General features: G+C 66.2%; 11 protein-coding genes. 7 read left to right on the top strand and 4 right to left on the bottom strand.

Features of this window, described 5'->3' with window-relative positions; translation table 11 throughout:
* Positions 1 to 30 precede the first annotated feature (30 nt).
* Genes KTC28_RS19095 through zorA form a run of 4 tightly spaced genes read right to left on the bottom strand, consistent with a single transcriptional unit; the run spans position 31 to position 7,623 of the window.
* On the bottom strand, positions 31 to 3,288 hold the full coding sequence (locus KTC28_RS19095; protein ID WP_216711040.1) for a DEAD/DEAH box helicase: 3,258 nt from the start codon (positions 3,286 to 3,288) through the stop codon (positions 31 to 33).
* Positions 3,249 to 4,940, bottom strand: a complete 1,692-nt coding sequence (locus KTC28_RS19090) for an EH signature domain-containing protein (RefSeq protein ID WP_216711041.1) — start codon at positions 4,938 to 4,940, stop codon at positions 3,249 to 3,251. Before KTC28_RS19090 ends, KTC28_RS19095 begins: the two co-directional genes overlap by 40 nt.
* Positions 4,928 to 5,644 carry an OmpA/MotB family protein gene (locus KTC28_RS19085; RefSeq protein ID WP_216711042.1) on the bottom strand — a complete coding sequence of 239 codons (717 nt, stop codon included), beginning with the start codon at positions 5,642 to 5,644 and terminating at the stop codon, positions 4,928 to 4,930. The genes KTC28_RS19090 and KTC28_RS19085 overlap by 13 nt, the downstream gene beginning before the upstream one ends.
* A gap of 14 nt (positions 5,645 to 5,658) precedes the next feature.
* The gene (zorA, locus tag KTC28_RS19080; protein ID WP_216711043.1) at positions 5,659 to 7,623 is read right to left on the bottom strand and encodes an anti-phage ZorAB system protein ZorA; all 1,965 of its coding nucleotides are present in this window, start codon (positions 7,621 to 7,623) and stop codon (positions 5,659 to 5,661) included.
* Between the two features lie 125 nt (positions 7,624 to 7,748).
* Here zorA and KTC28_RS19075 point away from each other — a divergent pair, with 125 nt between their 5' ends.
* From KTC28_RS19075 to KTC28_RS19045, 7 genes are all read left to right on the top strand, one after another.
* Complete coding sequence (locus KTC28_RS19075) at positions 7,749 to 10,121, top strand: tellurite resistance TerB family protein (protein ID WP_216711044.1); 2,373 nt, start codon at positions 7,749 to 7,751, stop codon at positions 10,119 to 10,121.
* A complete protein-coding gene (locus KTC28_RS19070; RefSeq protein WP_216711045.1) occupies positions 10,118 to 11,404 on the top strand; it encodes an ATP-binding protein in 1,287 nt (428 codons plus the stop codon). Before KTC28_RS19075 ends, KTC28_RS19070 begins: the two co-directional genes overlap by 4 nt.
* A complete protein-coding gene (locus KTC28_RS19065) occupies positions 11,388 to 13,595 on the top strand; it encodes a DEAD/DEAH box helicase (RefSeq protein ID WP_216711046.1) in 2,208 nt (735 codons plus the stop codon). The genes KTC28_RS19070 and KTC28_RS19065 overlap by 17 nt, the downstream gene beginning before the upstream one ends.
* A 390-nt stretch (positions 13,596 to 13,985) precedes the next feature.
* On the top strand, positions 13,986 to 14,387 hold the full coding sequence (locus tag KTC28_RS19060) for a DUF4268 domain-containing protein (RefSeq protein ID WP_216711047.1): 402 nt from the start codon (positions 13,986 to 13,988) through the stop codon (positions 14,385 to 14,387).
* A 209-nt stretch (positions 14,388 to 14,596) separates the two neighbouring features.
* A complete protein-coding gene (locus tag KTC28_RS19055; protein WP_216711048.1) occupies positions 14,597 to 17,245 on the top strand; it encodes a PD-(D/E)XK nuclease family protein in 2,649 nt (882 codons plus the stop codon).
* Complete coding sequence (locus tag KTC28_RS19050) at positions 17,245 to 20,658, top strand: UvrD-helicase domain-containing protein (protein ID WP_216711049.1); 3,414 nt, start codon at positions 17,245 to 17,247, stop codon at positions 20,656 to 20,658. The genes KTC28_RS19055 and KTC28_RS19050 overlap by 1 nt, the downstream gene beginning before the upstream one ends.
* 95 nt (positions 20,659 to 20,753) lie before the next feature.
* On the top strand, positions 20,754 to 21,770 hold the full coding sequence (locus KTC28_RS19045) for a hypothetical protein (RefSeq protein ID WP_216711050.1): 1,017 nt from the start codon (positions 20,754 to 20,756) through the stop codon (positions 21,768 to 21,770).
* The last annotated feature ends 11 nt before the right edge of the window (positions 21,771 to 21,781 follow it).

Below are 21,781 nucleotides of genomic sequence, written 5' to 3'. Positions count from 1 at the left end.
TTTCCAACCAAAGCTGAGTCCCGCGCAACGTCACGTGGACGGCCGCAACTCCTCAATGTCGAACTCGCGGCCGCCGATCTCACCCGTCCCGTTCAGCATGTCTCCGGCTAGCGCACGCTTACGCTCAAGCAGCTCGTCAAGCTTGACGTCGAAGGTCTTGAAGTCGTCGGCTGCCACCGTCGGATAGTAGTCGAATACGTCCCGGGTCTGCCCGATCCGGTAGGCGCGGTCGGTCGCCTGATCCTCCTTGGCGGGATTCCAGGTCCGCGTGAAGTGCACCACGTGGTTTGCGGCCTGCATGTTAACCCCGAACCCGACGGCGACCGGTGAGAGGATGATCACCCCGAACCCCGGCCGCTCCTGGAACGCCTGGATTCGCTTCTGGCGGCTGTCTGCCGCGCCGCCGGCCGCCGTCGTGTCGCCGTTTATGACATCCACCGCGATGCCGAAGGCCTCTCTGATGTAATGCCGCAGGAGGCGCTGGATCGCCTTGAATTCGCAGAAGATGATGACCTTCTCGTCGCGGTCGCGCACTGCGGCGAGGGTCGCGATCAGCCAGTCCAGCTTAGGCGACCGCGATCGGTAGGCCTCGACTGTGTCGTACGCCTCAGCGCCGTCCCCGCCGCCGGGTTCCGAACAGATCAAGCGTAGCCGGTGGAGCAAGCCCAGATGCGCTCCTGCCTTGTCAGCTCGTGCCCGGAACCCCTCGATGGCACTGACGTAGAGGCTTCGCTGGGACACGCTCATCGACAGGCGGCGGCTAGCGGGATCCACGACCTTTGCCTTCAGGTCGGCGGCCACCTCGGACTTCATGCGTCGAAGCAGCTGTGGCTCGATAATGGCGCGAAGCTCCTCTACCTTTGCTCGTTCCGCGTCGCCGTTCGCCTCGATTGGCCTGCGGTAGTCGGTGCCGAACTCGTTCAGTGCCCCCAGGAGCCCTGGCTGGACGAAATCGAAGAGGCACCAGAGATCGACGAGGCTGTTTTCGACCGGGGTGCCGGTGCATGCGATCCTGAAGGCTGCCTGCTGCTTCTTCGCGGCGCGGGTCATCGCCGCGTTTGGATTCTTAATCTTCTGCGCCTCGTCGCAGACCATGATCGACCACAGTTCCCGGGCAAAGGAGAACTCGAGGTCGCGCAACGTCTCGTAGGTCGTAAGCACCACGTCGGCGTCGCCGCGCCAGTCTGGCTTGAGGAACCTCACCAGGCCTTCACGGCGCAACTGCTCGTCGACCGCCGAACGGTTTACCCTGAGGTCGGCGAGGCCGTCGCCATACGCTGTCAGCAGCTTCAGCGATCCGGGCAGCAGGAACTTCTCGGCTTCCTCCCGCCAGTTCTCCAGAAGCGTCAGCGGCGCCACGACGAGCGCCGGCGGAGTGCCGGGATCGTCTTCCCGTGCGCGCGCAATGAGCGACAGGATCTGCACGGTCTTACCGAGCCCCATGTCGTCGGCGAGCAGCGCCCCGCGACAGCGGTCAGGCGCCAGCGCTAGGAGATGTTGCATCCACGCCAAGCCGGCGAGCTGGTGCTCCTTCAGCTCCATCTCCGGACGCAGAGCGGCCGGCAGCAGCGGCGCTGCCCGAGGCGCCGCGAGCGCTGCCAACCGTTCCTCCCTGTAGTCGACCTGTTCAATGTTCCCCTTGAGGATGAGGGTTGGACGCTTCCGGGTCGAGGGCGGCCGCGAAGGATCGAACGTGCCGGACCGCGCCTCCGCCCCGACCTGCGCAAAGGTGGACAGTATTGCCTGCGCTTCTCCCACGGGCATGGGTGACGGGCAGCCAGTGACGGACACCGTGTCGCTTCCGGTGCGGCGGGCCTCGTCGAGGTCCGCGCGGAGCTGGCCCGCGACCTCGGGTGTCAGAGGGATGGATACAGGCTGGCCCGTCTCGGGATCGGTCCAGCCGATTAACGGCACGAGGTTCTCGGGAAACCAGCCCTCGCCATCTTTCTTCCGCGAGACCTGCGGCGAGTAGAACGAGGTCTCCTGGCCAATACCCCCGACGCGGTCGGAATAGCCGGTGAGGTCGTAGACTTGACCGTGGCTGATCAGCGACGCGGCGTAGCGGTCGACCGCACGGCGCAAGGCAGCGCAGTGAAGGGCGCTGTCGCCGTCCAGCTCGAATTCGTAGTCGTCCCAAGCGCACAGTTGCAGCCCTCGCGCCATGTGTCCCTCGACCCGGTCCACGAATTCGCGGACGTCGACATCGTCGAGCATCACCTGCCGGGTCTCAACCCGCTCGCCGGAGCCAGAGACGATCATCAGCCCCAGTGCGCCCTCGCCGTGAGTCTCCGGAACGATCGCCGCGAAACGGTCGAACGAGATGCCCGCCTCTTCCTTCGCCTGCTCAAACTGCGCAGTGTCCAGAGCGTCGGCCGCGTCCGGACCGAGCGCCGCGACCGGATTGACCAAAAACGCCTGCGCCCGCTCCCCGGCAATGCGGCGCCCTGGCATCCGCTTGATTTCGCGGAGCACAGTCGCAACCTCGGGCGACACGATGACCTGCACTACGCCCTCCGGGGTGACGAGGTCGTACCGGTCGCGGACCTTGGCCGAAGCGTCGAACGCGCCGAGCCAGTGGCTCGGCGCCCCCTCGAACCAGGGCTGGACCTCCACGAGGCCGAGGTCCTTTTCGCGCCGCAGCGACAGCTGGAGCTTGTCGGGAGTGAGGACCACCGTTCGGTAGAGGAAATCGTCGAGCATCGCGCCCGCGGCGAGAGCATCACGGCGGATGCCTCCCCAAGCACCCCGCTGCGCCGTCTCGCCCCGCTCCTCCGGCGGACGGCGCCCGAAGGCCCTTACGCGGTCGACCAGCCGCCAGACGTCCAGAGGAAGAAGGTGCGCGACGCCGTCCAGTTCGAGCACGCCGCCGCGAAGCTGTGCGGCGTGGATCGTGCGCCGGTCACCGTCAAGCCATCCGTCAATGGCGACCGAGAACGCGGCATCGGTCAGCGATCCGCGGCTGACGAGGCGAGGAGCCGCCTCTATTTGCTCCGGCAGGCCGAGCACCTCCATCTCGTCCCGGCGCTCGGGGTCCTCCAGCAGGCCGTAAAGATGATCCCAAGCGAGGAGCTGTCCGCCCTCCACGCCAGAGGCGAAGCCTTCGTCGCAGAACTCCTCGACGAGCGCCGACGCAGCGGCCGACCGCGGAGTTTCGTCAGCGCCGGCCAACAGCACGAGGCCGGTATCCTCAACCCGGTACCGCGCCGCCGGAACGGCTGGCTTCGCGGCAACCGACTTACGCCCCCAGATCACGACTTCAGGTACCAGGCGCCGCGCCGTTCCGACCATACGAACCCACGGGCCCGCAGAACGGCGGAGGCGGGACCGCGCTCGGGGGCGTAGGCCCAGAGCGAACCGCCCTTATCGCGCAGGTCGACCGACTTGATGGAGTGCGCCGCGAACACGGCGAGCGGGTCCGACGTCCTGGGGACCGGTCGGTCGACGGGGAGCGCGGGACGTACCCAGGAGGGCGCAGCGCCCCACGGCGGCGCGGCGTGCAGGGGGCGCGGGACCGCGATCTCCGCCGTGCGGGCCGCGCGCGACGGAGAGTGTCCGAGCAGCTCCGCGATGCGGCGCTCGATCTTGTGCTCCCAGCGCTCGCCGCCGACGTCCGTGTGGATCATGCGCGCGAGGTGCGAGGGATGCTTCAACGCCGTCTTGTTCCCAGAAATGGATGGTTGCTTCAGGTCGAACGGGGCATCGGCCGCGTCGAAGGCGAACATGGCGTTCCCCTTCTCGCCGAACTCCACGAAAACGCGGCCACCCATTCGCATGATGAAGGCATTGTTGCGCGCGGTGCCCGCATCGTCGAGACGCAGAAGCCGCCCGGCCATCGCGCTGCGGAGCGCCCGGAAGTCGGCAGCCGGGTTCCGGTACCCCGTCTCGCCTAGCGCGAAGTGCATGTCGTCTATACGATCGACGTACCCCTTCCAGAACGCGACCCGGCGCTGGTCGTTCAGCCGGTCCTCGGAAAGGAGCGAGAAGAACTTCTCGATCAGCGACAGTTTCAGCCACGACGAGACCATCTGGCGCGTTGCGTCGTCCACTGCGGTCCAAAGCGTGTCGTTCCTCTCGAGCCAGGGATTGCCCCAGCGGGCGACGGAGAGATCGCGAAGGGCGGGCTCTACCTCGACGGCAGCACACCTCGCATACCGATCGAGCACCCGTGCCAGCGCGCCGTCTGCCAGCAGGTCGTGATCAGCGATCAAACCGACGACCCTCGGCATCACCCGTCTAAAGCGCGCGTCGTCGTAGGCGACGGCGGCATCGATCTGCGCATCGAAAATCCGCCGCATCATCCACGACGAGTCGCCAACGCCCAGATCGCGCCTCAACGGCTCGAGAACCTCCGCGTCCCCCTCAAGGAGGGCCGACCCATATCGGTCGCAGGGATTTTCGCCGAGGAGGTTCGGGTGCTCGTCGATCGTGACAAGCCAGTCCGGCGGACTGCCCGAGCGCTCGAGTGTTGGTAGGTTATCGTTCAGGTACTCGCGCAGCATCGTCCAGTTGCGGCGTCCGGCCTCGACAGCCTCGGTCGGATCGTAGCGCACATAGCCATCGAGAAGGCCGCGCCAGCACCTGCGATAGGGACGCCTAGAGGCCCGGAAGCCGTCGACCTCGTGGATAAGGTTTGGGAACCGGTCAGAATCCTCGATCAGCGCCGACGCCTGCGGATCGCGCAGCGTGGTGCCCCAGCAAACGAGCCGAGCAGCCCGCGCGTCCGGAAGCCTGCCCGTTTGCCTGAACTGGGAGACCTGCTCACGCAGGCGATCCGTCGCGGCCCCCGAGGCGGCGCCAGCGCCGCCGAGCAAGGCCCGCAGTTGATGGGCCGCCGCCCTCAACGCCGTGAGATCGGGCTCCGGGACGTTACGCAGCGCCGCCTCGCCGAACGACCGCATGCTGTCGCCGAGCCGGGCCGCGCGGGGGCTCAAAGCGCGCATGCGCCGAACTCCCCGTCATAGGCGACCGCGGCCCGGGCGGTCGGCTCTTCGATACCGAAGAACTCGAGGCGGAGTTCGATGCGGCGGCTGGCGTCCAGCGATTCCTTGGCCGAATTCGAGGAGTAGCCCCCGACAAGAAACAGCCGCCTGATCTCTTCCAGCTCGGAGCGAGTCATAACGCGCTCGCCCGCGCCCGGCGCCGTCATAAGCGCGCAGAGCACCCGCTGGCTCCGTTGAAGGCTCAGGTTGAGGTTGTAGAGGTAGCTGCCCCTCCGGTCAGTGAAGCCCTCCACGACGATGCGCTTGAGCCAGCGGCGGCCCGCGGCGTCGCGAGCGATCGCGAGAACCTCGGGGACGAAGGCGCGTAACAGGCGCTCCTGATCAAGGCTCAGCGTGTGGCTCGACGTGTCGAACCTGGCGCGATCGCCAAAATCTATGACCGCTCGGTTGAGATCGACGCGGACTCCTGGCTGCCGCTCCGCCGCCTTCTGTATTCGCCCGAGAAGCTTCTCGATAGCCTGTTGCCGCTGGCTCTCGAGCCGCTCCTGCTCAGTGATCGTCTTGGTGACCGAGAGAAGCGCGACGCTCATCACGAGGAGGAACAGAACCATCAAAGCCGTCATGAGATCGGCGAACGAGATCCAAAATGGCTTCTCGCCCTCGTCGCGGCTCCTGCGGCCGACACTGATGCGCTGTCCGAACATTCAGATCACGCCGCCTAACGCGTTCCTGCGGGGAGCGCGAACTCGAGCTCCTGTATCGCCTCCTTCAGCAAGCCGGTCGCCTGAGACAACTCCTGGTGGAACTGGCGGTTGGCCTCGACCACGGTCCCCCGCATGCCCTCGGAGAACTTCTCGTGAGAGGTCGCGATGACCAGGGCTACCTCGTCCAAGAAGCCGTCCGCCTCTTGCTGGGCGGACGCGAGCTTCTGTGCAGCGCCCTCAATTCGCGCAAGCACGTCGGCCGTCAGCGATGCCTCGCGCGACGCGAGCTCCACCGTCTTTCGTAGGCCATCCAGCATCGTGCCGACCGCGTCTCGCGCGCTGCGGTAGTCCGTGACCACCGAATCCAGGCTACGGGCGGCGCCGGCAACGCTGCCGGCCGCATCGGCCAGCCCCGTGGTCACGGCCGCCATACGTGAGAAGCCATCGGCAGCCTCGCGGCCCGAGGTTTCGAACCTACCGGCGGCAGCCAGGAGCGTGTCCGCTCCGCCGTTAAGCCGCGCGAAGGCGCTCGCGGTCGTCGCCTCGATCCGGGAGACCATCTCACGGACCGCGTCCAGCATGCCGTCGACGTTGGTCGTAAGTGCACCCACACTATCCCCCATGCCGCCGACGTGACGCGCAGTGTCGGCCGACCGGCGGTCGTCCTGCTCGGTCTGGCGGCGCGAACGCTCGTCGGCCTGACGCTCGACACCGGCGACTGCCTCGGCCAGCCTCCGGCCTAACTCGCTGAGCATCTCCTCCAGCCGGGCTCGGGTTACATCCTGCGCCGCGCTCTGCCCCGTGCGCATCTCGCCCAGCGCCGTCCGCAGTTCCTCCGTGATGGAGGCTTGACGGGTCTCGGCCGACTGTACCGCCTCGAGCAGCTTGGCCGCCATGGCGTCGGTGGCGCGGGTGCCAGCGGTCTCCATGCTCGAGGTAAGTTCCTGAAGGCGGTCGACTGCAGTCTGCATCGCCTCCACAGTCCGCTGCTGCATTTCACCGATGCCGGAGAGCTGCCCACCGAACATGCCCTCGAGCCGGTCGCTGAAGCTCGCGAGGACGTCGGTTAGGAGATGCGTGACCGCGGACGACTGGTCCTGGCTGACCCGCCCGACCGCCCCCGCGATCTGGTCGAGCGGCTCCTTCAATGCGGTCGTGAGGGCGGTGGCAATCGAGCTGCCCAGCTCCCCAGACCGCTCGTTGGTGGCGGCCATCTGCCGCTCCGCCAAGTCGGTGAGGATGTCCTTGAGGTCAGCGACAAGCGCGTCTTTCAGGATCCGTGTTTGGCTGGCGGACTCCTCTGACGAGGATACGAGGCGCGCCAGGTACTCCTCCCCGGCGCCGGCCTCGTAGGTCGCGTCCACGCCGTGATTCAGTCGCGCGAGCTTCTCGTAGAGACCGTTCAAGCGGTACTTCTCGATTACTGTCGCCACCATAGCGAGCAGGATCGCGAACGCCGATACCGCGAACGCTTCGCTGACGCCGTGGAGCAGGAAAGTAAGACTGTTGCGGACGACCCCGGCGTCCTCCGAGATCCGGAAGACCCAGAGGCCTTTCAGCAGGCCGAAGAACGTGCCGATAATCCCGATGCCGGTGAAGATGCCCGGCAGATGCCTGAAGAACTCGGCATGCACCCGGCCGTCGATGACAGCGTGCGGCGACAGGTACATCTCCGCGGGCACCGTCGAGCGCACGGCCACCTCGACCAGCTCGCCGGTCGTAGGATCGAGCGCCTTCTGTGCATGGAGGGTTTCGCGATACTCCTGCCAGATCGCTCCGAGCCGTTCGTCTCCGGCGAAGCAGGGGGTTAGGTTGCGCCCGCCCGCCGCTCGGGCGGCCTCAACCTTCCCGGCGACGTCAGCGAGGGTAGCATCGAGGGCATTCGCCGGCAGCAGGAAGTAGCGCACGAATGCGTAGGCGAAGCCGATCAGCGTGATCGCGACCACAACCGGTACGATCGGAAATTCCGAGAACGTCATCAAGTGTCGATCCCCCGCGACGCCCCCTCGCGACGCTCCGTCTGGAGAAGATGCAATTCCTCCAAGCCCGAACACTATGGAATTTCGTTCACAGATAGTACAGCATCGTCAAATAGGGGGCTGTCATGGAAGGATCAGGAGGCTGGCTCGCGCGAGTTGCGAGACGCTTTGGCGCGATGCTGGGTGGGCAAGAAGACGTCGTCGCCGACCAGCCCGGCGCCGCCCGCGCCGCGGCGCCCAACATGCCGTTGCCGGGAGTTGAGCAACAGCCGCTCACCGCGGTCGCCGGTCACCCGAGCGTCCACGTCGATGCCAGCGGCCGCTACGTCTCCGGCGGGTACTCATTCTCCACCCTGGATCAGGCGATCAACTACGAGGACAGGCGGCACACACCCCAAGCGCCCGCACCGGCGATGCAGGCCGCCGCGCCGGTCACCCATGGCAGGGCGACGCCCCGGTGGATCCCGACTCCCGAGACGATCTCCGCGGGAGGTCAGTCGGTCGTCGCGGACATGGTCTACCACGGCACGCCGTTGCGCTACGATCCCCGGCACGACCAGTCGCGGATCGACCCAACGCTGCGCGTCGACCCACGGGGCGACCCCTACGGCAGCACACTCGACTACTGGCCATCTTACCAGGGCCTCGACCCGCGAGCGCGCGCGACTTACATCGCGTGGCTGGAGGGCGGCCGCACCGACCGCGAAATCCCGATCGGCTACGTCTTCGTGTTCTTCTACGGCCTAGAGCAGCGCCTGCTGCTCGACGACTCTAGGGACGAGGCCTGGGCGATCTTTGCCGAGACGCGCCGTCTCCTTGCCATCCACGGCAATAACCACTCGTTTCGAACGTACGCGGCCAAGCTGCTGGCGCTGTCGGCCCTTTACGAGGACCAGGATGACGGTCCGCCCACGGCCGCCGCCGCTGAGAATTATGACCTAGAGATTCCGCTCGACGTGCGCGTGCGCCTCGGGCGCAGGCTTCGCGATGGGAATGCCTTTAATGCGGACGACGCGTTGCGCTGGGTGCTATCGCTGCCCGACGTCTACCTCCGGACGCCGGGCCAGCGATGTTTCGAGGAACTGCGGGCGCTATGGTCGGTGCGGTTCGCGGCGCGCCATCCAGATGGTCTCACGATCAGGCGGCCCAAGGCCACTATCAAGCATGAGTATCGAGCCGCGAGCGGGAAGTTCACCACGAGTCTCAACGTTGGCGAGCTACCGGACGTCTCGGGGACGACGGCCGTGCTCGGGCCGCTTCGCGCGCTGCTGGACCTCTGCATAGATGACCTCTCCCAGCTCAGCCGCCTGCTCGGGCGGGAGCCCGAGGCGCGGGGCATGCTCCGCGCCGATTTGCTGCTGCCGCCCGAGCTGCGCGAAACCAGTGCTCGCCTTACATCGTGCCGTGAGAAGCTGGCCATGATCGTGTCGGGGACTGGCCGAGGCGTCCTAACCGCCGCGGAGCTGGCCCGGACGCTCGACTTCGAGCCGGAACCGGGTTCCGACAAACTCTCCGCCGCCATGGTGAGGCAGATCGTCACCGCTCTCGATGCGCTGCACCACGGATGCGAGCCCGACCGCCGGTACGGGCCGGGCTCCGCCCTACGCGCGGACGCGCCGGTGGCGCTGTTCGCGACGAATGGCGGCGGGTCCGTCGACCATGAGCGCCCCGCCTACGCCGCCGCGCGCACGATGGTCGAGATCAGTATTCTCGCGGCAGCCTCCGACGGCGAGGTTGTCGATGCAGAGCTGGACACCGTAGAACGGCGGCTGCGATCCAATCCCGACCTCGCGGCGCACGAGGTCGCGCGCCTCATGGCGTGCGGACGCGCCCTCGCCGCGGACCCGCCGAAGGTCCGTTCGGCGTTCAAGCGCGTCGGAGAGGTCCCGGCCGGACAGCGCGCGTTCCTGGCGGCGTCCGCCGTAGAGGCCGTGCTCGCGGACGGGACGGTCCAACCGGACGAGGTCAAGTTCCTCGAGGCGCTTCACGCGGCGCTCGGGCTTCCCGCCGCGGCGCTCTACGCCTCGCTCCATCGCGGCGCCGAGGACGTCGGCCCTGTGACGGTGTCGAGCGGCGGCGCCGAAAACATAGTGCCGATCCCGCCGGAGAGGTCCGGTAGCTCCGTGCCGATCGACGCCGCCAGGCTTGAGCGCATCCGGGGCGAGACGAACCGGGTGTCGGCGCTCCTCGCCACGATTTTTGTGGAGGACGAGCCCGAGGTGCTTCAACCTGCCACGCGTGTTCCCGAGGCCGGTGCCTTCAAGGGCCTCGACGGGCCTCATTCTCAGCTGCTGCTAGCGCTCCTCGCCGGCCCGCTTCGCCGCGAAGACTTTGACGCGGCGGCTGCTGCCCTTCGACTGATGCCCGACGGGGCGATTGAGACGATAAACGAGTGGGGCTTCGACCACTTTGGCGAACCGGTTCTCGACGATGACGACGAGGTCCGGGTTTCGCCCGACGTCATCGAGCAGCTTGAACCCGTGGGAGCGTCAGCTTGAGCGCAATTCGCCGCAAGGACCGCGACCTGATTCTGCAGGCCCTATCGGCCGGCGTCGTCCCGCGCGCAGGCCTACGTTACATCCAGGTCGGACGCTCCCGCGAGGTCGAGGCGCTCGTGCGCGATATTGACCGGATCGCCGACGGCGGGTCCTCGATGCGCTTTCTCATCGGCGAGTACGGAGCCGGCAAGACCTTCTTCCTCAACCTAGTGCGCCTCATCGCGCTCGAGAGGAAGTGCGTCACCATCCACGCCGATCTGGCTCCCGACCGGCGCGTGCACGCCACCGGCGGACAGGCGAGGGGCCTCTACGCGGAAGCCGTGCGCAACATGGCGACCCGGACGCGGCCGGAGGGAGGCGCGCTGCCCAGCGTCGTCGAGCGGTTTGTCACGGAGTGCGTGCGCGAGGCCGAGGCGACCGGCAGCCCGGTTGAGCGAACCATTGACCGCCGACTCGCCCCATTGCTCGACATGCTCGGCGGTCACGACTTCGCTGCCGTGCTGAAGGCCTACTGGCGGGGGCACGAGGAGGGCGATGAGGCGCTCAAGTCGTCCGCGCTTCGCTGGCTTCGCGCCGAATACGCGACCAAGACCGAGGCGCGACAGGCGTTACCGGTACGCAGCATCATCGACGACGCCGACGTCTACGACACCTTCAAGCTACTCTCCGGCTTCGTCCGTATAGCCGGCTACGCGGGTATGCTCGTGGTGTTCGACGAGATGGTGAACCTCTACAAGCTACAGAGCGCGCAGGCGCGCAATCAGAACTACGAGCAGATCCTCCGCATGCTTAACGACGTGCTTCAGGGCAACGTCGAGGGGCTTGGCTTCGTGCTCGGAGGCACACCCGACTTCCTGCTCGACAGCCGGCGCGGCCTCTACAGCTACCAAGCGCTGCAGTCGCGCCTCGCCGAAAACAGTTTCGCGACGGAGGGACGGGTGGACATGAGCGGGCCGGTTCTCAGGCTGCAAAGCCTGTCGCCAGAGGACCTGTTGATCCTGCTGTCAAACATCCGCGCAGTCTTCGCGCTCGAGGACCCGGAGGCGTATCTTGTACCGGATCAGGCCCTCACGGCCTTCATGGAGCATTGTAATCGGCGGATTGGGGAAGCCTACTTCCGGACGCCGCGCAACACGATCAAAGCCTTCGTCCAGTTCCTGTCCGTGCTCGAGCAAAACCCGGGCACCGACTGGCGCGCGCTGATTGGTGGGGTAGCCCCCGAGGCCGAGGAGGACGAAGGCGGCGAAGAAGCGGACGACGAGCTTGTTGACCTCCGGATCTGAGTCCACCTCTTTCGATCGGCTGCATCCGCAGGTTCAGCGGTGGATCCGCGAGCAGGGTTGGACCGGGCTGCGCGACATCCAAGACGTTGCCATCCGGACGATCCTCGGGTCGGGATCGGACGTGGTGATCATGGCGGCGACCGCCTCGGGAAAGACCGAGGCGGCATTCCTGCCACTCCTCACGCAGGCGGCTGCGTCCGGGCCCGGCGGCCTGCGGGTACTCTATGTGAGTCCACTCAAAGCCCTGATCAACGACCAATACAGGCGCCTCGAGCTGCTGTGCGAGCGGATGGAGATGCCGCTCACGCGTTGGCACGGTGACGCGCCGGCCGGCGCCAAGACGCGCCTGCTGGGCAGACCCGAGGGCGTCGCCCTGATTACGCCGGAGTCGATCGAGGCGCTGCTGCTGCGACGTCCGGCTGAGGCGGCACATCTCTTCCGGGGCCTGGATTCGATCGTCATCGACGAGCTGCACGCGTTCCTGAAGGGTCCGCGCGGCCTGCATCTCGCTTCGCTGCTGCGCAGGGTGGACAAGCTGTGCGACGCGCGGCCGCGCCGGGTCGGCCTGTCGGCGACGCTCGGCGACGAGACTTCGGGGAAACGCTGGCTCAATCCCGCCCGGCCTGACGCTGCCGTAGTGCTACGGTCGGAGGCGAAGGGACCTGGCCTCCAGCTCCAGATACGCGGGTACGAGGAGCCGCCGAACGCAGACGGCGTAGACGATCTGGCGGAGGACGGCGCTCAGGACGCGCTGAGCCGGATCGCCGACCATCTCTACGGCCACCTACGGGGCTCGAACAACCTCGTCTTTGGAGGTTCTCGAAGGACCGTCGAGGCGCTCGCCGACCGCCTCCGCCAGCGCTGCGTCCAGAACAACGTGCCCGAAGAGTTCTTCCCGCACCACGGCAGTCTGTCCAAGGAGCTGCGCGAGACGCTAGAGCTGAGGCTCAAGGCCGGCGACTTGCCCACCACCGCCGTTGCGACGACGACGCTCGAGCTCGGGATCGACCTCGGAAGCGTCGCCTCGGTCGCGCAGATCGGGGCGCCGAAGTCGCTCGCGAGCCTGAAACAGCGGCTCGGCCGGAGTGGCAGGCGCGGCGAGCCAGCCGTGCTGCGCATTTACGTCCGCGAGAAGCACCTGGCCGCCGACTCCGATCCGCTCGACCAGCTCCGCCTCGGGACGGTCCGCGCGATCGCCTCCGTGCGGCTGCTGCTCGAGGGGTTCGTGGAGCCCGCCACGCTGGACCCGTCGCTAGCGACGGTGGCGCTGCACCAGACGCTCTCGACGATCGCGTCCGCGGGCAGTATCCGCCCGGCCGCGGCGCACCGCGCGATCTGTGGGCGCGACAGCTACCTCGAGATGAAGCCGGCCGACTACGCCGACCTGCTGCGCGGGGCGGGACGGCAGGGAGTGGACCTCCTGGAACAGTCCTCTGATGGGCTCCTGATGCTCGGCGCCGCCGGGGAGCGAATGACCGATGGACGAGACTTCTACGCCGTCTTCCAGACGGACGACGAGTGGCGACTGGTGTCCAGCGGGCGCACCCTCGGCACGGTGCCGATCGCCAACGTGCTCGGGATAGGATCGCTGGTGGGCTTCGCGGGGAGGCGCTGGCGCGTCGAGGCGGTCGATGACCGCGGCAAGGTGCTGGAGGTGCTGCCGCACCGCTCGGGGCGGCTACCGAAATTCGATCCGGTCACCGGCGAGGCCGTCCATGGCCGGCTCTCGGCGATGATGCGAACGATCCTCGAGGACCGCGAGGAGCCCAGCTACGCCGATCCACAGGTGCGGACCTTCCTCGCGGAGGCGCGTTCCGCATACCGGAGCCTCGGTCTAGACGCGCGAAGCGTCTTCGAGGCCGGCGACGACGCCTACCTCATGACGTGGGCCGGGACCGCCGTGAACGACCTGCTAGCAATCGTTGTGCAGGCCGCCGGTTTAGAATGCGAGGCGAACGACGTCGGCATTGTCGCGGTCGAGTGCTGCGCCGATGAGCTGGCCCGCCTGCTTGCGTCAATCACCGAGTTCCCGTCGATCGAGAGCCTCTCCGGGTTTGTCGAAAACCTCCGTTTAGCGAAGCTGGACGAGTTCATCGATGAGAACCTTCTTCGGCGCCTCTGGGCAGCCCGCAACGTGCCGGTACGGGAGGAGGCGATCACAGTTCTCGCTGCGGCACTCGACCGTATTTAAGCGCGGTGTCGTGTAAACGTTCAAAAAAAGGGCCGCCACCGAAGCTCGCGGGCACGTAATGGCCTCGCTTAATCGTGGAGCGGAGAATGCGGTGCTCCGCGCATCTACGACGACCATCTCGGGTTGATGGATGGGGTGCCACTGCCTCTACGCTGCGACGCCCGCCCGGGCTTGTTGCGCCCATACTGATGAACGTCGCCCGCCCGAGGTTCGACGGCCGTCGCGCGGTCGACGCCTAAGCGGCCGAAGGTGTCTTGGCGGGTCCGCCCAGGCGATACGCCGACACGCGAAGAAGGCCGCCGATCCAAAGCCTAGAGCGGCCCAGATGTCTGATAGACTGTGACTACCAACAGGTTGACGAGCGCGAGTCCGTAAAGGACATCGGATAGCATGAGCGATAATCTCACCTGCTACCTCGCTGCCTTTACGGAAAAAGCGCAGAATGCCGGCCTACCCGTCCGTCACCCAGGCAAAAACTGGTCACCCTTAGAGCCGCTGGACCAGAGGTCCCACGTCAGTCTCAGCGTCACCCGGCACCGCATCCAAGTGAATCTCAACAATGAGAACGACGACGAAGGGACGAAACTCGCTAGGCTGCACGCCGACCGAGTGACCATCGAGGAGGAGGTTGGAGAGACGCTCCTATGGGAGAAAAAGGACGGCCGTAGAAAAACCACCGTCCGCGCGACGATTAATGTCGGCTACGCTGATGAGGACTGGGACCGGCAGCACGCATGGGCTATCGGAATGATGAGGCAATTCCAGCGGAGCTTCGGTGTGCGCCTCGATTAAAAGCTACAGTTGGAGATTGCCAAGCCTCGATGATGTGAGGCGCGAGCGACGGTGGCGACCTCAGCCCAGATAGATCCAGCTATCCCGCTCTTTGCACCGCGATCAGGTCGCGTCTCGGATCGTCGGTGGTCAGCAGGTTGGAAGCCTGTCGTTGATCCAGACTCCTCCGCCATCTACGCTCGACCGGTGGCAACAGTCGAAAGCATTGCATGCAGCGGCAGACCTATATCGTGCACGGCCGTCTCGCATCCCGTGAGATCCGCCTCGACGCCGCTCGCCACCAGCATCACGGCACTCAGGTCATGGCTTTCGAGCAACTGGCAGCACGACTAGCCGGCGGCTTTGCCCAGCCGATCGACGCGGAGGCGCTGCGCGATGCGATCCAGCGCGTGCTTCCCGACACGAATCTTGGCGAACTCGACGCGATCAAGCTCCTTCCAGGCATGGTCGGCGCGGGCGCCGACACCCTCTACAAGGTCTGGCGCACCGGCATCGATCTATCGGCGCGCGCGGGCGAACATCCCAGGATCGCCGCCATGGCGACTCTCGAGGAGGCCGTGCTGGCGGTTCTGCCGCGCGCCATGCTCCGGCCGGTCGATCTGGCGGATCGCGCGATGAAGCGGCTCCAGCACGCGCCCGCCCTATTCGGCGAAATCCACATCCAGGGTATCAGTGAGCTGTCGCCGTGCTGGCGCGAGCTGCTGTCCGCCCTGGCCGACACCCTGCCGGTACGATGGAATGCCGGCCCGCGATCGGTACCCGCCTGGCTCGACGGCTCGGCGGTCGAGATCGTTCGCTCTGGCCCGACTACGCCTTTGATCGAGGCGGCCAGCGCCGCTAACGGCTATCACGAGGCGATCGAGGCGCTGCGTTGGGCGCGCGAGCTAATTGCGAGCGGAGCGGCTAAACCGTCCGAAATCGCGATCGCGGCGGCGGCGCCCGCCGCGTATGACGACGAATTCATGGCGCTCCGGGCCGACGCCAACATCGATCTTCATTTCGTCCACAGCATCCGCGTTGTGATGACGCGCGACGGTCAGACCGCTGCCGCGCTCGCGGACATTCTCGTGCGCGGCATTTCGCAGACGCGTCTGCGGCGTCTCGCAACGCTTCTCGCTGGTACAGGCCTTTTCAAGGCGCTCCCGGATGAGTGGCAGCGAATCATGCCGCCCGAGGCGCCTCTATCCTCCCCCGATGCCTGGGCAAGGCTTCTCGGCGGTCTGACAGTCGACCGGTGGCCGGACGGCACCGACCATGCCTCTGAGTTGCGGACGATCATCGACACGCTCGCGGGTGGCGTCGCCCACGCTGAAGCGATCGGACGCGCCTTTTTGTCGAGCGGAGCGTGGCGCATCTGGCAAAAGGCGCTGCTCGCTGGAAGCCCGGCGGCGATCGACGTCACGATCGATGGCCTGCGTCAGGAGGATGCCTGCGAGGCCTGCGTGTCGGTCGCGTGGATGCCAGCATCGGCGCTGGCGGCCTCGCCACGCAAGTTCGTCCGCCTGCTAGGCCTGACTTCAACCGGGTGGCCGCGGCGCATCTCGGAAGACCGGCTGCTGTCGGATCACATCATCCCAACAGCAGAATTGGACCCGTTGCCGGTAACCGCCGCCGATCGTCGCGACTTCGAGACGATCCTGCGTACGACGAGCGCGCAGGTCGTCCTGTCGCGACCGCGTCGCGATGGGGAAGGGCGCCTGCTCGGCAAGAGCCCGCTTCTGCGGGGCCAGCCCGAGGCGCGCTATGTTCGTCGTAATCGGCGACCGGCGCACGCGATGAGCGAAACCGATCGTCTGCTGGCACGCCCGATCGACTTCGGCGCCTATCTGCAGGCGGCCTCGGCGGCGGCGTGCTGGCAGGACTGGCAACGTCCCACCGTCACCGCCCATGACGGCTTGGTTCGCGCCGACCACCCTGCGGTGCTGGCGGCGCTCGAACGGGTTCAGTCGGCAAGTTCGCTCGCCAAGCTGCTCCGCAACCCGCTTGGATTCGCCTGGACGTACGCGCTTGGTATCCGGGCTCCGGAAAGCGCGGAGGAGGCGCTGGTGCTCGATGCCCGGCAGAGCGGCATCCTGCTTCATGATACCCTGGATCACGCCGTGCGGTTGCTCGAAACGGAGGGGGGTCTGGCCGTCGCGCGACCGGATCAGGTTATCGCGGCGATCGAGGCCGCTGCAACGGCGGTGACAAGCCGGTGGCAGGGCGAGCAGGCAGTGCCTCCGCTTGTCGTGTGGCGCCGCACGATCGAGGAGGCCAAGCAGACCGCGTTGAACGCGCTGCAACATCCCGAGCCGTCGTTGTCCGATCAGAAAAGCTATACCGAGGTGCCCTTCGGAGGACAGGCGGCCAAGTCCGACGGCGCGATCCCCTGGGACCCGGCCATGATTGTTGAAATCGCCGACACCGGGTTTAAAATCTCTGGGTACATCGACCGCCTCGACCTAACGGGCGACGCCGCCAAGGCGCGCGTCATCGATTATAAAGGCGGCAGGATGCCGCCGAGGCCAGTCATCCTACAAGGCGGCAAGGAACTGCAACGCTGCCTCTATGCCTATGCGGTCAAGGCGCTGCTCGGGGAGGGTGTCGAGATCGACGCGGCCCTGCTTTATCCGCGCGATACAGAGGCTCGCCATCTCGATGCCCCGGCCGAAGTTCTCGAGGAGCTTGCCGAACATCTCCGCGCGGCGCGTGCGAGCCTGCTCGCGGGTCGCGCGCTGATCGGCCCGGACAATGGCGGCGATTATGACGATCTTAGCTTCGCGCTCCCGGCGAACGCCCCCAACGGCTATTGCCCGCGCAAAATCGAACCCGCCCGCGCGGCTCTTGGCGATGCGGCCCTCGTCTGGGAGGCGATCTGATGACCGACGCGACGCGCCTCCTGCGGGACGAAGCCGCCCGGCTTGCTGCGATGACGGCGCATGATCGTTCAGTGCTGGTCGAAGCCGGTGCCGGGTCTGGCAAGACCGCAGTGATGGCAGGTCGATTAGCGCTGCTGCTCGCCGGAGGCACAGCGCCCAAGACGATCGCGGCGGTGACCTTCACTGAGCTTGCGGCCAGCGAACTGCTCGCACGCGTCCGGGACTTTGTCGATGAGCTTCTCGACGGCCAAGTCCCACGCGAGCTTAGGATCGCCTTGCCGAAAGGCCTTTCGGACGAGCAGAAGGCGCATCTTGAACAGGCGGCGGCCGCTATCGACGAAGTCACATGCTCGACGATTCACGGCTTTTGCCAGCGGCTGATCAAGCCCTATCCGGTCGAAGCGAATATCGACCCGGGCGCAGCGTTGATGGACCCGGCCCAAGCCGAACTGGTATTCGGTGATATCGTCGACCGTTGGCTGCGCGATGCGCTTGACGCGGGCGACGAGAGTCTCGTCGCGGAGCTCGTCTTCCAGAACCCGACCAAAGCAACCGAGCTTATCGCAACCGCAGCTGCCGCGCTGCGCGACAACCGTGTCCTGCTGCCGCCGCCGGTCGGTGCGATTCCGCCGCTGGTGACGGCGTTCCGTATCGCCGCCGAGGCATATCGCGCCTTTGTGGTCGGGGCCGCGGCACAGGAGGAAGAGAGCATTGCCGGGGCTCTGGCCTTCGTCGACATGGCGGCGGCGGTGGCGGCCGCCGAGACCGACCAGTCGCCAGCCTCGCTTGTACGGCTTCTGGTGACCCTCCCGCATCCGTCGCTGTGCACCGCCAAGGGAGCGTTCAGCGGCTATAAGAAGAAGGGCAAATGGGAGACGGCAGCAAGGGTCGCAGGCCTAGCCAAGGCCAAAGGCGGGGTGCTGAACGCGCGCGCCGAGGCGCTGCATCTCGCCTGCTGTCATGGCTGGACGACCTTCCGGCAGAATGCAGCCGGGCGAGTGCTGGCCGACTTGCTCGTCGTCATCCAACCGATCGCGGACCGCTTTCGCGCCTATAAGCGCGCAGCGGCACTACTCGACTTTGACGACTTGATCTTTTCCGCGCGCGATCTCCTGCGGGACCATAAGGCCGTCCGGCGCGCGCTATCGCGCCGCTACGCTCATGTGTTGGTGGACGAATTCCAGGACACCGACCCGGTACAGACCGAGATCTTCTGGCGTCTGTGCGGCGAGCCTGCGCCTGATGCCGATCCGCGCGACTGGGCCGCCTACCGGATCCGGCCCGGCGCTCTGTTTCTGGTTGGGGATCCCAAACAGGCGATCTATCGATTCCGGGGCGCCGACGTCGCTGCCTATGTGCGGGCGCGCGAAGCGATCCGAGCGCTCAACCCCGACGACCTACTTTCGATCTCAACCAATTTTCGATCCTGTGCGGCGATCCTGGCTTATGTGAACGATCGCTTCGCGCCACACCTAGCAGAAGAAAAAGGCCAGCCCGGCTTCACCGCTCTGGACAGCTTCCATCCAGATCACGGTGAGGGCCTGTGCGTCGCAACTCTTCCGGTCGCCTGCGCCGACGAGAACGGCAAGGCTAAGGCGGGCATGCAGCGCGACTGCGAGGCCGAAGCGGTGGCGGAGATGTGCAGCCGGCTGATCGGCAGCCAGATCATCGTCGATCGCAAGACCAACTCCAAGCGGCCATGCCGACCAGGCGACATCGCGTTGCTGGCGCCGGGCGGCACCGAACTGTGGCGCTACGAAGAAGCGCTTGAAAAGCGCGGCGTTCCCGTAGCAACCCAGGCCGGCAAGGGCTTTTACCGCCGCCAGGAGGTTCAGGACCTAATCGCGATCACTCGAGTGCTCGCTGATAGTCGTGACAGCCTGGCGCTGGTTGCTCTTCTGCGCGGTCCGCTGGTCGGCTTGACCGAGGAACAGCTGCTCGATCTCGTCTGGAGCCAGCCGCGTGATCCTGAGCGGTCCGACGCCCGGCCGCGGCTCAGCATACACCTCAATGCCGAAGCGATCGCCGATCCTCATGCCCGCGACATCTTGGAAAAGTTGCAGGCGCTCCGGCGCGGGATCAACGGCACAACGCCACACCAACTGCTCGCCGAGGCGGTCGACCTTCTGCGGGTGCGGCCCATTTTACTCCAGCGCCACGGTGGCCAGGCCGAGCGCCCGCTTGCCAATGTCGACCTCTTTCTAAGCCTTGCACACCCATACGGCGTGCGAGGTCTCAGGGCTTTCGCCGATGCGATGACGGCGGCCTGGGAGGGAAAAACACGCTCGGCGGAAGGTCGGCCGGATGCACAGGAGGAGGCAGTGTCGCTGGTGACGATGCACGCCTCCAAGGGTCTGGAGTGGCCAATTGTCGTGCCGATCAACACGATGACGTCAGGCATCGACGTTCGTGACCCGATCATTGCGGGCGATACGAAGACGATCTTCCTGCCCATCTTCGGCGTGCCGCCAACCGGATATGACGATGCCAAGGCGGCGGAAGTCGCCGAGCGCGAGCGCGAACGTGTGCGTCTCTGGTACGTCGCCGCGACCCGCGCGCGCGAACTTCTCGTCCTGCCCAAGCTCGACGTGGCGCCAGCAGGAAGCAGCTGGAACGCGCTGATGGACTTCGATCTAGATGGATTGCCGGTGATTGCGATCGATCACCATCCGGAAGGTTTCGAGACGATCGACGGCGATCCGGAGAACAGCCAGACGCGCGAGACGTTTGCGGCCGAAGCGGCTCGCGTGGTCGCGGCGACGACGCGGCTGCGTTGGGTCGCGCCGAGCCGCGACGAGGATTCGCAGGGGCCGCTCAAGGTGCCCACCGAGCCGCAGATCATCGTGGCAGCCGAGGAGGCGCTAGAACCCGACGTGACGATTGCGGTGCAAGGCGGCCGCGAGCGCGGGTTGGTCATCCATAAGCTGTTCGAAGAGGTGCTGACCGGGGAGACAGCTGGCGATTCAACCGCGCTCACCGCCCGGGCGGCGGAGCTGGTGCAGTCGATCGGCCGCGAGCCGGGAGCGGACGCGATGTCGGGCCTTTCTCCGGAGGAGATGGCGGGGACGGTCGCCAAGACCCTGCAGCTGCCGGAGATCGCGGCGCTTAGTCCCAGAATTATGGCCGAATTTCCGGTGTACGGCCTCACCGACGATAACGGCTTCAAACTCGCCACCTTTGGCATCGTCGACGCATTGTGCATCGGGGAGAATGGAAAGCCCGAACTGATAATCGACTGGAAAAGCGACGTCGTTCCAAATGCAGCGGCTTCGGATCATTACCGATCGCAGGTCCGTCAGTATCTGGAGGTCACCGGCATCCCGGAAGGTCTAGTTGTGTTCGTGACCACCGGTGATGTGCTGCGCGTGTCAGCAACCGCCGTTGGCCATTCCAAGATTGCCGACTCCGTATAGCCGATGTAAACCGCGTTTCCGATCTAATCCTTGACACTTTCTCCTGGTCTTTCGCACAGCTTCGCGGTCACCGTGTCAACGATAGAGGAGACGTGATGCTGACCATGAGTTCGGATCCTCGGGTCGTCGGTCGCGCCTTCGAGGTATGGCGGGCCGCGCTACTTGAGAAGGGCGTGAGGGACGGCGCCCTCTGGCGTTTGCCGGAGCAGCGCATTGTCTTCCGCAACCAGCCTGACAGTCGGAGCGAGCGCTTGGGCTCGCGAACTTCGCTCGGGACGGACTCAACCGGTAGCTACTGGGCCGTCCAGATCAACGAGGCGGATACGCCGGGCGACGCGAACGTGACGTCTGGCATCGCGGTCGACGAAGGCGGGGTCGTCTTTCTGATAAGGCAGGGGCGGCTGAACTCGCCAGTCGCCGGGAACAGTCCCATCCTCGAGGAGGAGTTCAGTCGTTTGACCGGCCTCAAACCTACTACCGTGCTCAAGGGCGATACCAGCGGAAAGAAGCGGGAGTGGCACATCGTGACCCGGCTCGACGTCGGCCCGGACGAGATCCTGGATGCCACCGGCCGCTTCGTCGACCGCTGCTCGCTGGCGCGCCTTCGCTACGCTGAGGCCGATGGTGATCTGCCGGACACGGCACCCATAGGTGGGCTCGGTCGTGACGAGGATGCGGGGAGCTACACCGTCGGAGCTCGGGAGGCGCTAGAGCCACTAGAGGTAAGACGGCTACAAGGGGAAGTCTGGCAGGCGCTCACTTCGCTTCTCCGCCCGACCGGTATCGCGATCGACAAACCGAGGCACGCGGCCGGCTACGAGGTCGACGCGGTCGTCGCCGCGCCCGGCGGTGCACTTCTGGTCGAAATAAAGACTGGAAACTCGGCAGCCGACGTCTACGGCGGTATGGGGCAGCTTCAGCTGTATCCCAAACTGCTACCGAAGCTCGGCGACCACGATCTCGTCCTACTCCTCCCGGCGCTGCCTCAGCCTGCGCTGGTGAAAGCGATCGGGGAATGCGAGGTTCGCCTGCATACCTACCGGCTACCTACCACCGCAGGTGGGAGGGTCGAGTTCGAGAAGGCTTTCCTTCGTCTGTGCGGCCTCAATTGAGGATCGTTGGC

This window comes from Polymorphobacter megasporae (genome assembly GCF_018982885.2).
GTDB lineage: Bacteria > Pseudomonadota > Alphaproteobacteria > Sphingomonadales > Sphingomonadaceae > Polymorphobacter_B > Polymorphobacter_B megasporae.
Note: the sequence above shows the minus strand (reverse complement) of the source record. Positions and strands in the feature narration are given on the sequence as shown.

Coding starts and splice junctions, on each gene's coding strand:
- KTC28_RS19060 (WP_216711047.1), top strand. CDS start 13,986: ATGAGCGATAATCTCACCTGCTACCTCGCTGCCTTTACGGAAAAAGCG.
- KTC28_RS19075 (WP_216711044.1), top strand. CDS start 7,749: ATGGAAGGATCAGGAGGCTGGCTCGCGCGAGTTGCGAGACGCTTTGGC.
- KTC28_RS19055 (WP_216711048.1), top strand. CDS start 14,597: ATGCAGCGGCAGACCTATATCGTGCACGGCCGTCTCGCATCCCGTGAG.
- KTC28_RS19050 (WP_216711049.1), top strand. CDS start 17,245: ATGACCGACGCGACGCGCCTCCTGCGGGACGAAGCCGCCCGGCTTGCT.
- KTC28_RS19045 (WP_216711050.1), top strand. CDS start 20,754: ATGCTGACCATGAGTTCGGATCCTCGGGTCGTCGGTCGCGCCTTCGAG.
- KTC28_RS19085 (WP_216711042.1), bottom strand. CDS start 5,644: ATGTTCGGACAGCGCATCAGTGTCGGCCGCAGGAGCCGCGACGAGGGC.
- zorA (WP_216711043.1), bottom strand. CDS start 7,623: ATGACGTTCTCGGAATTTCCGATCGTACCGGTTGTGGTCGCGATCACG.
- KTC28_RS19095 (WP_216711040.1), bottom strand. CDS start 3,288: ATGGTCGGAACGGCGCGGCGCCTGGTACCTGAAGTCGTGATCTGGGGG.
- KTC28_RS19090 (WP_216711041.1), bottom strand. CDS start 4,940: ATGCGCGCTTTGAGCCCCCGCGCGGCCCGGCTCGGCGACAGCATGCGG.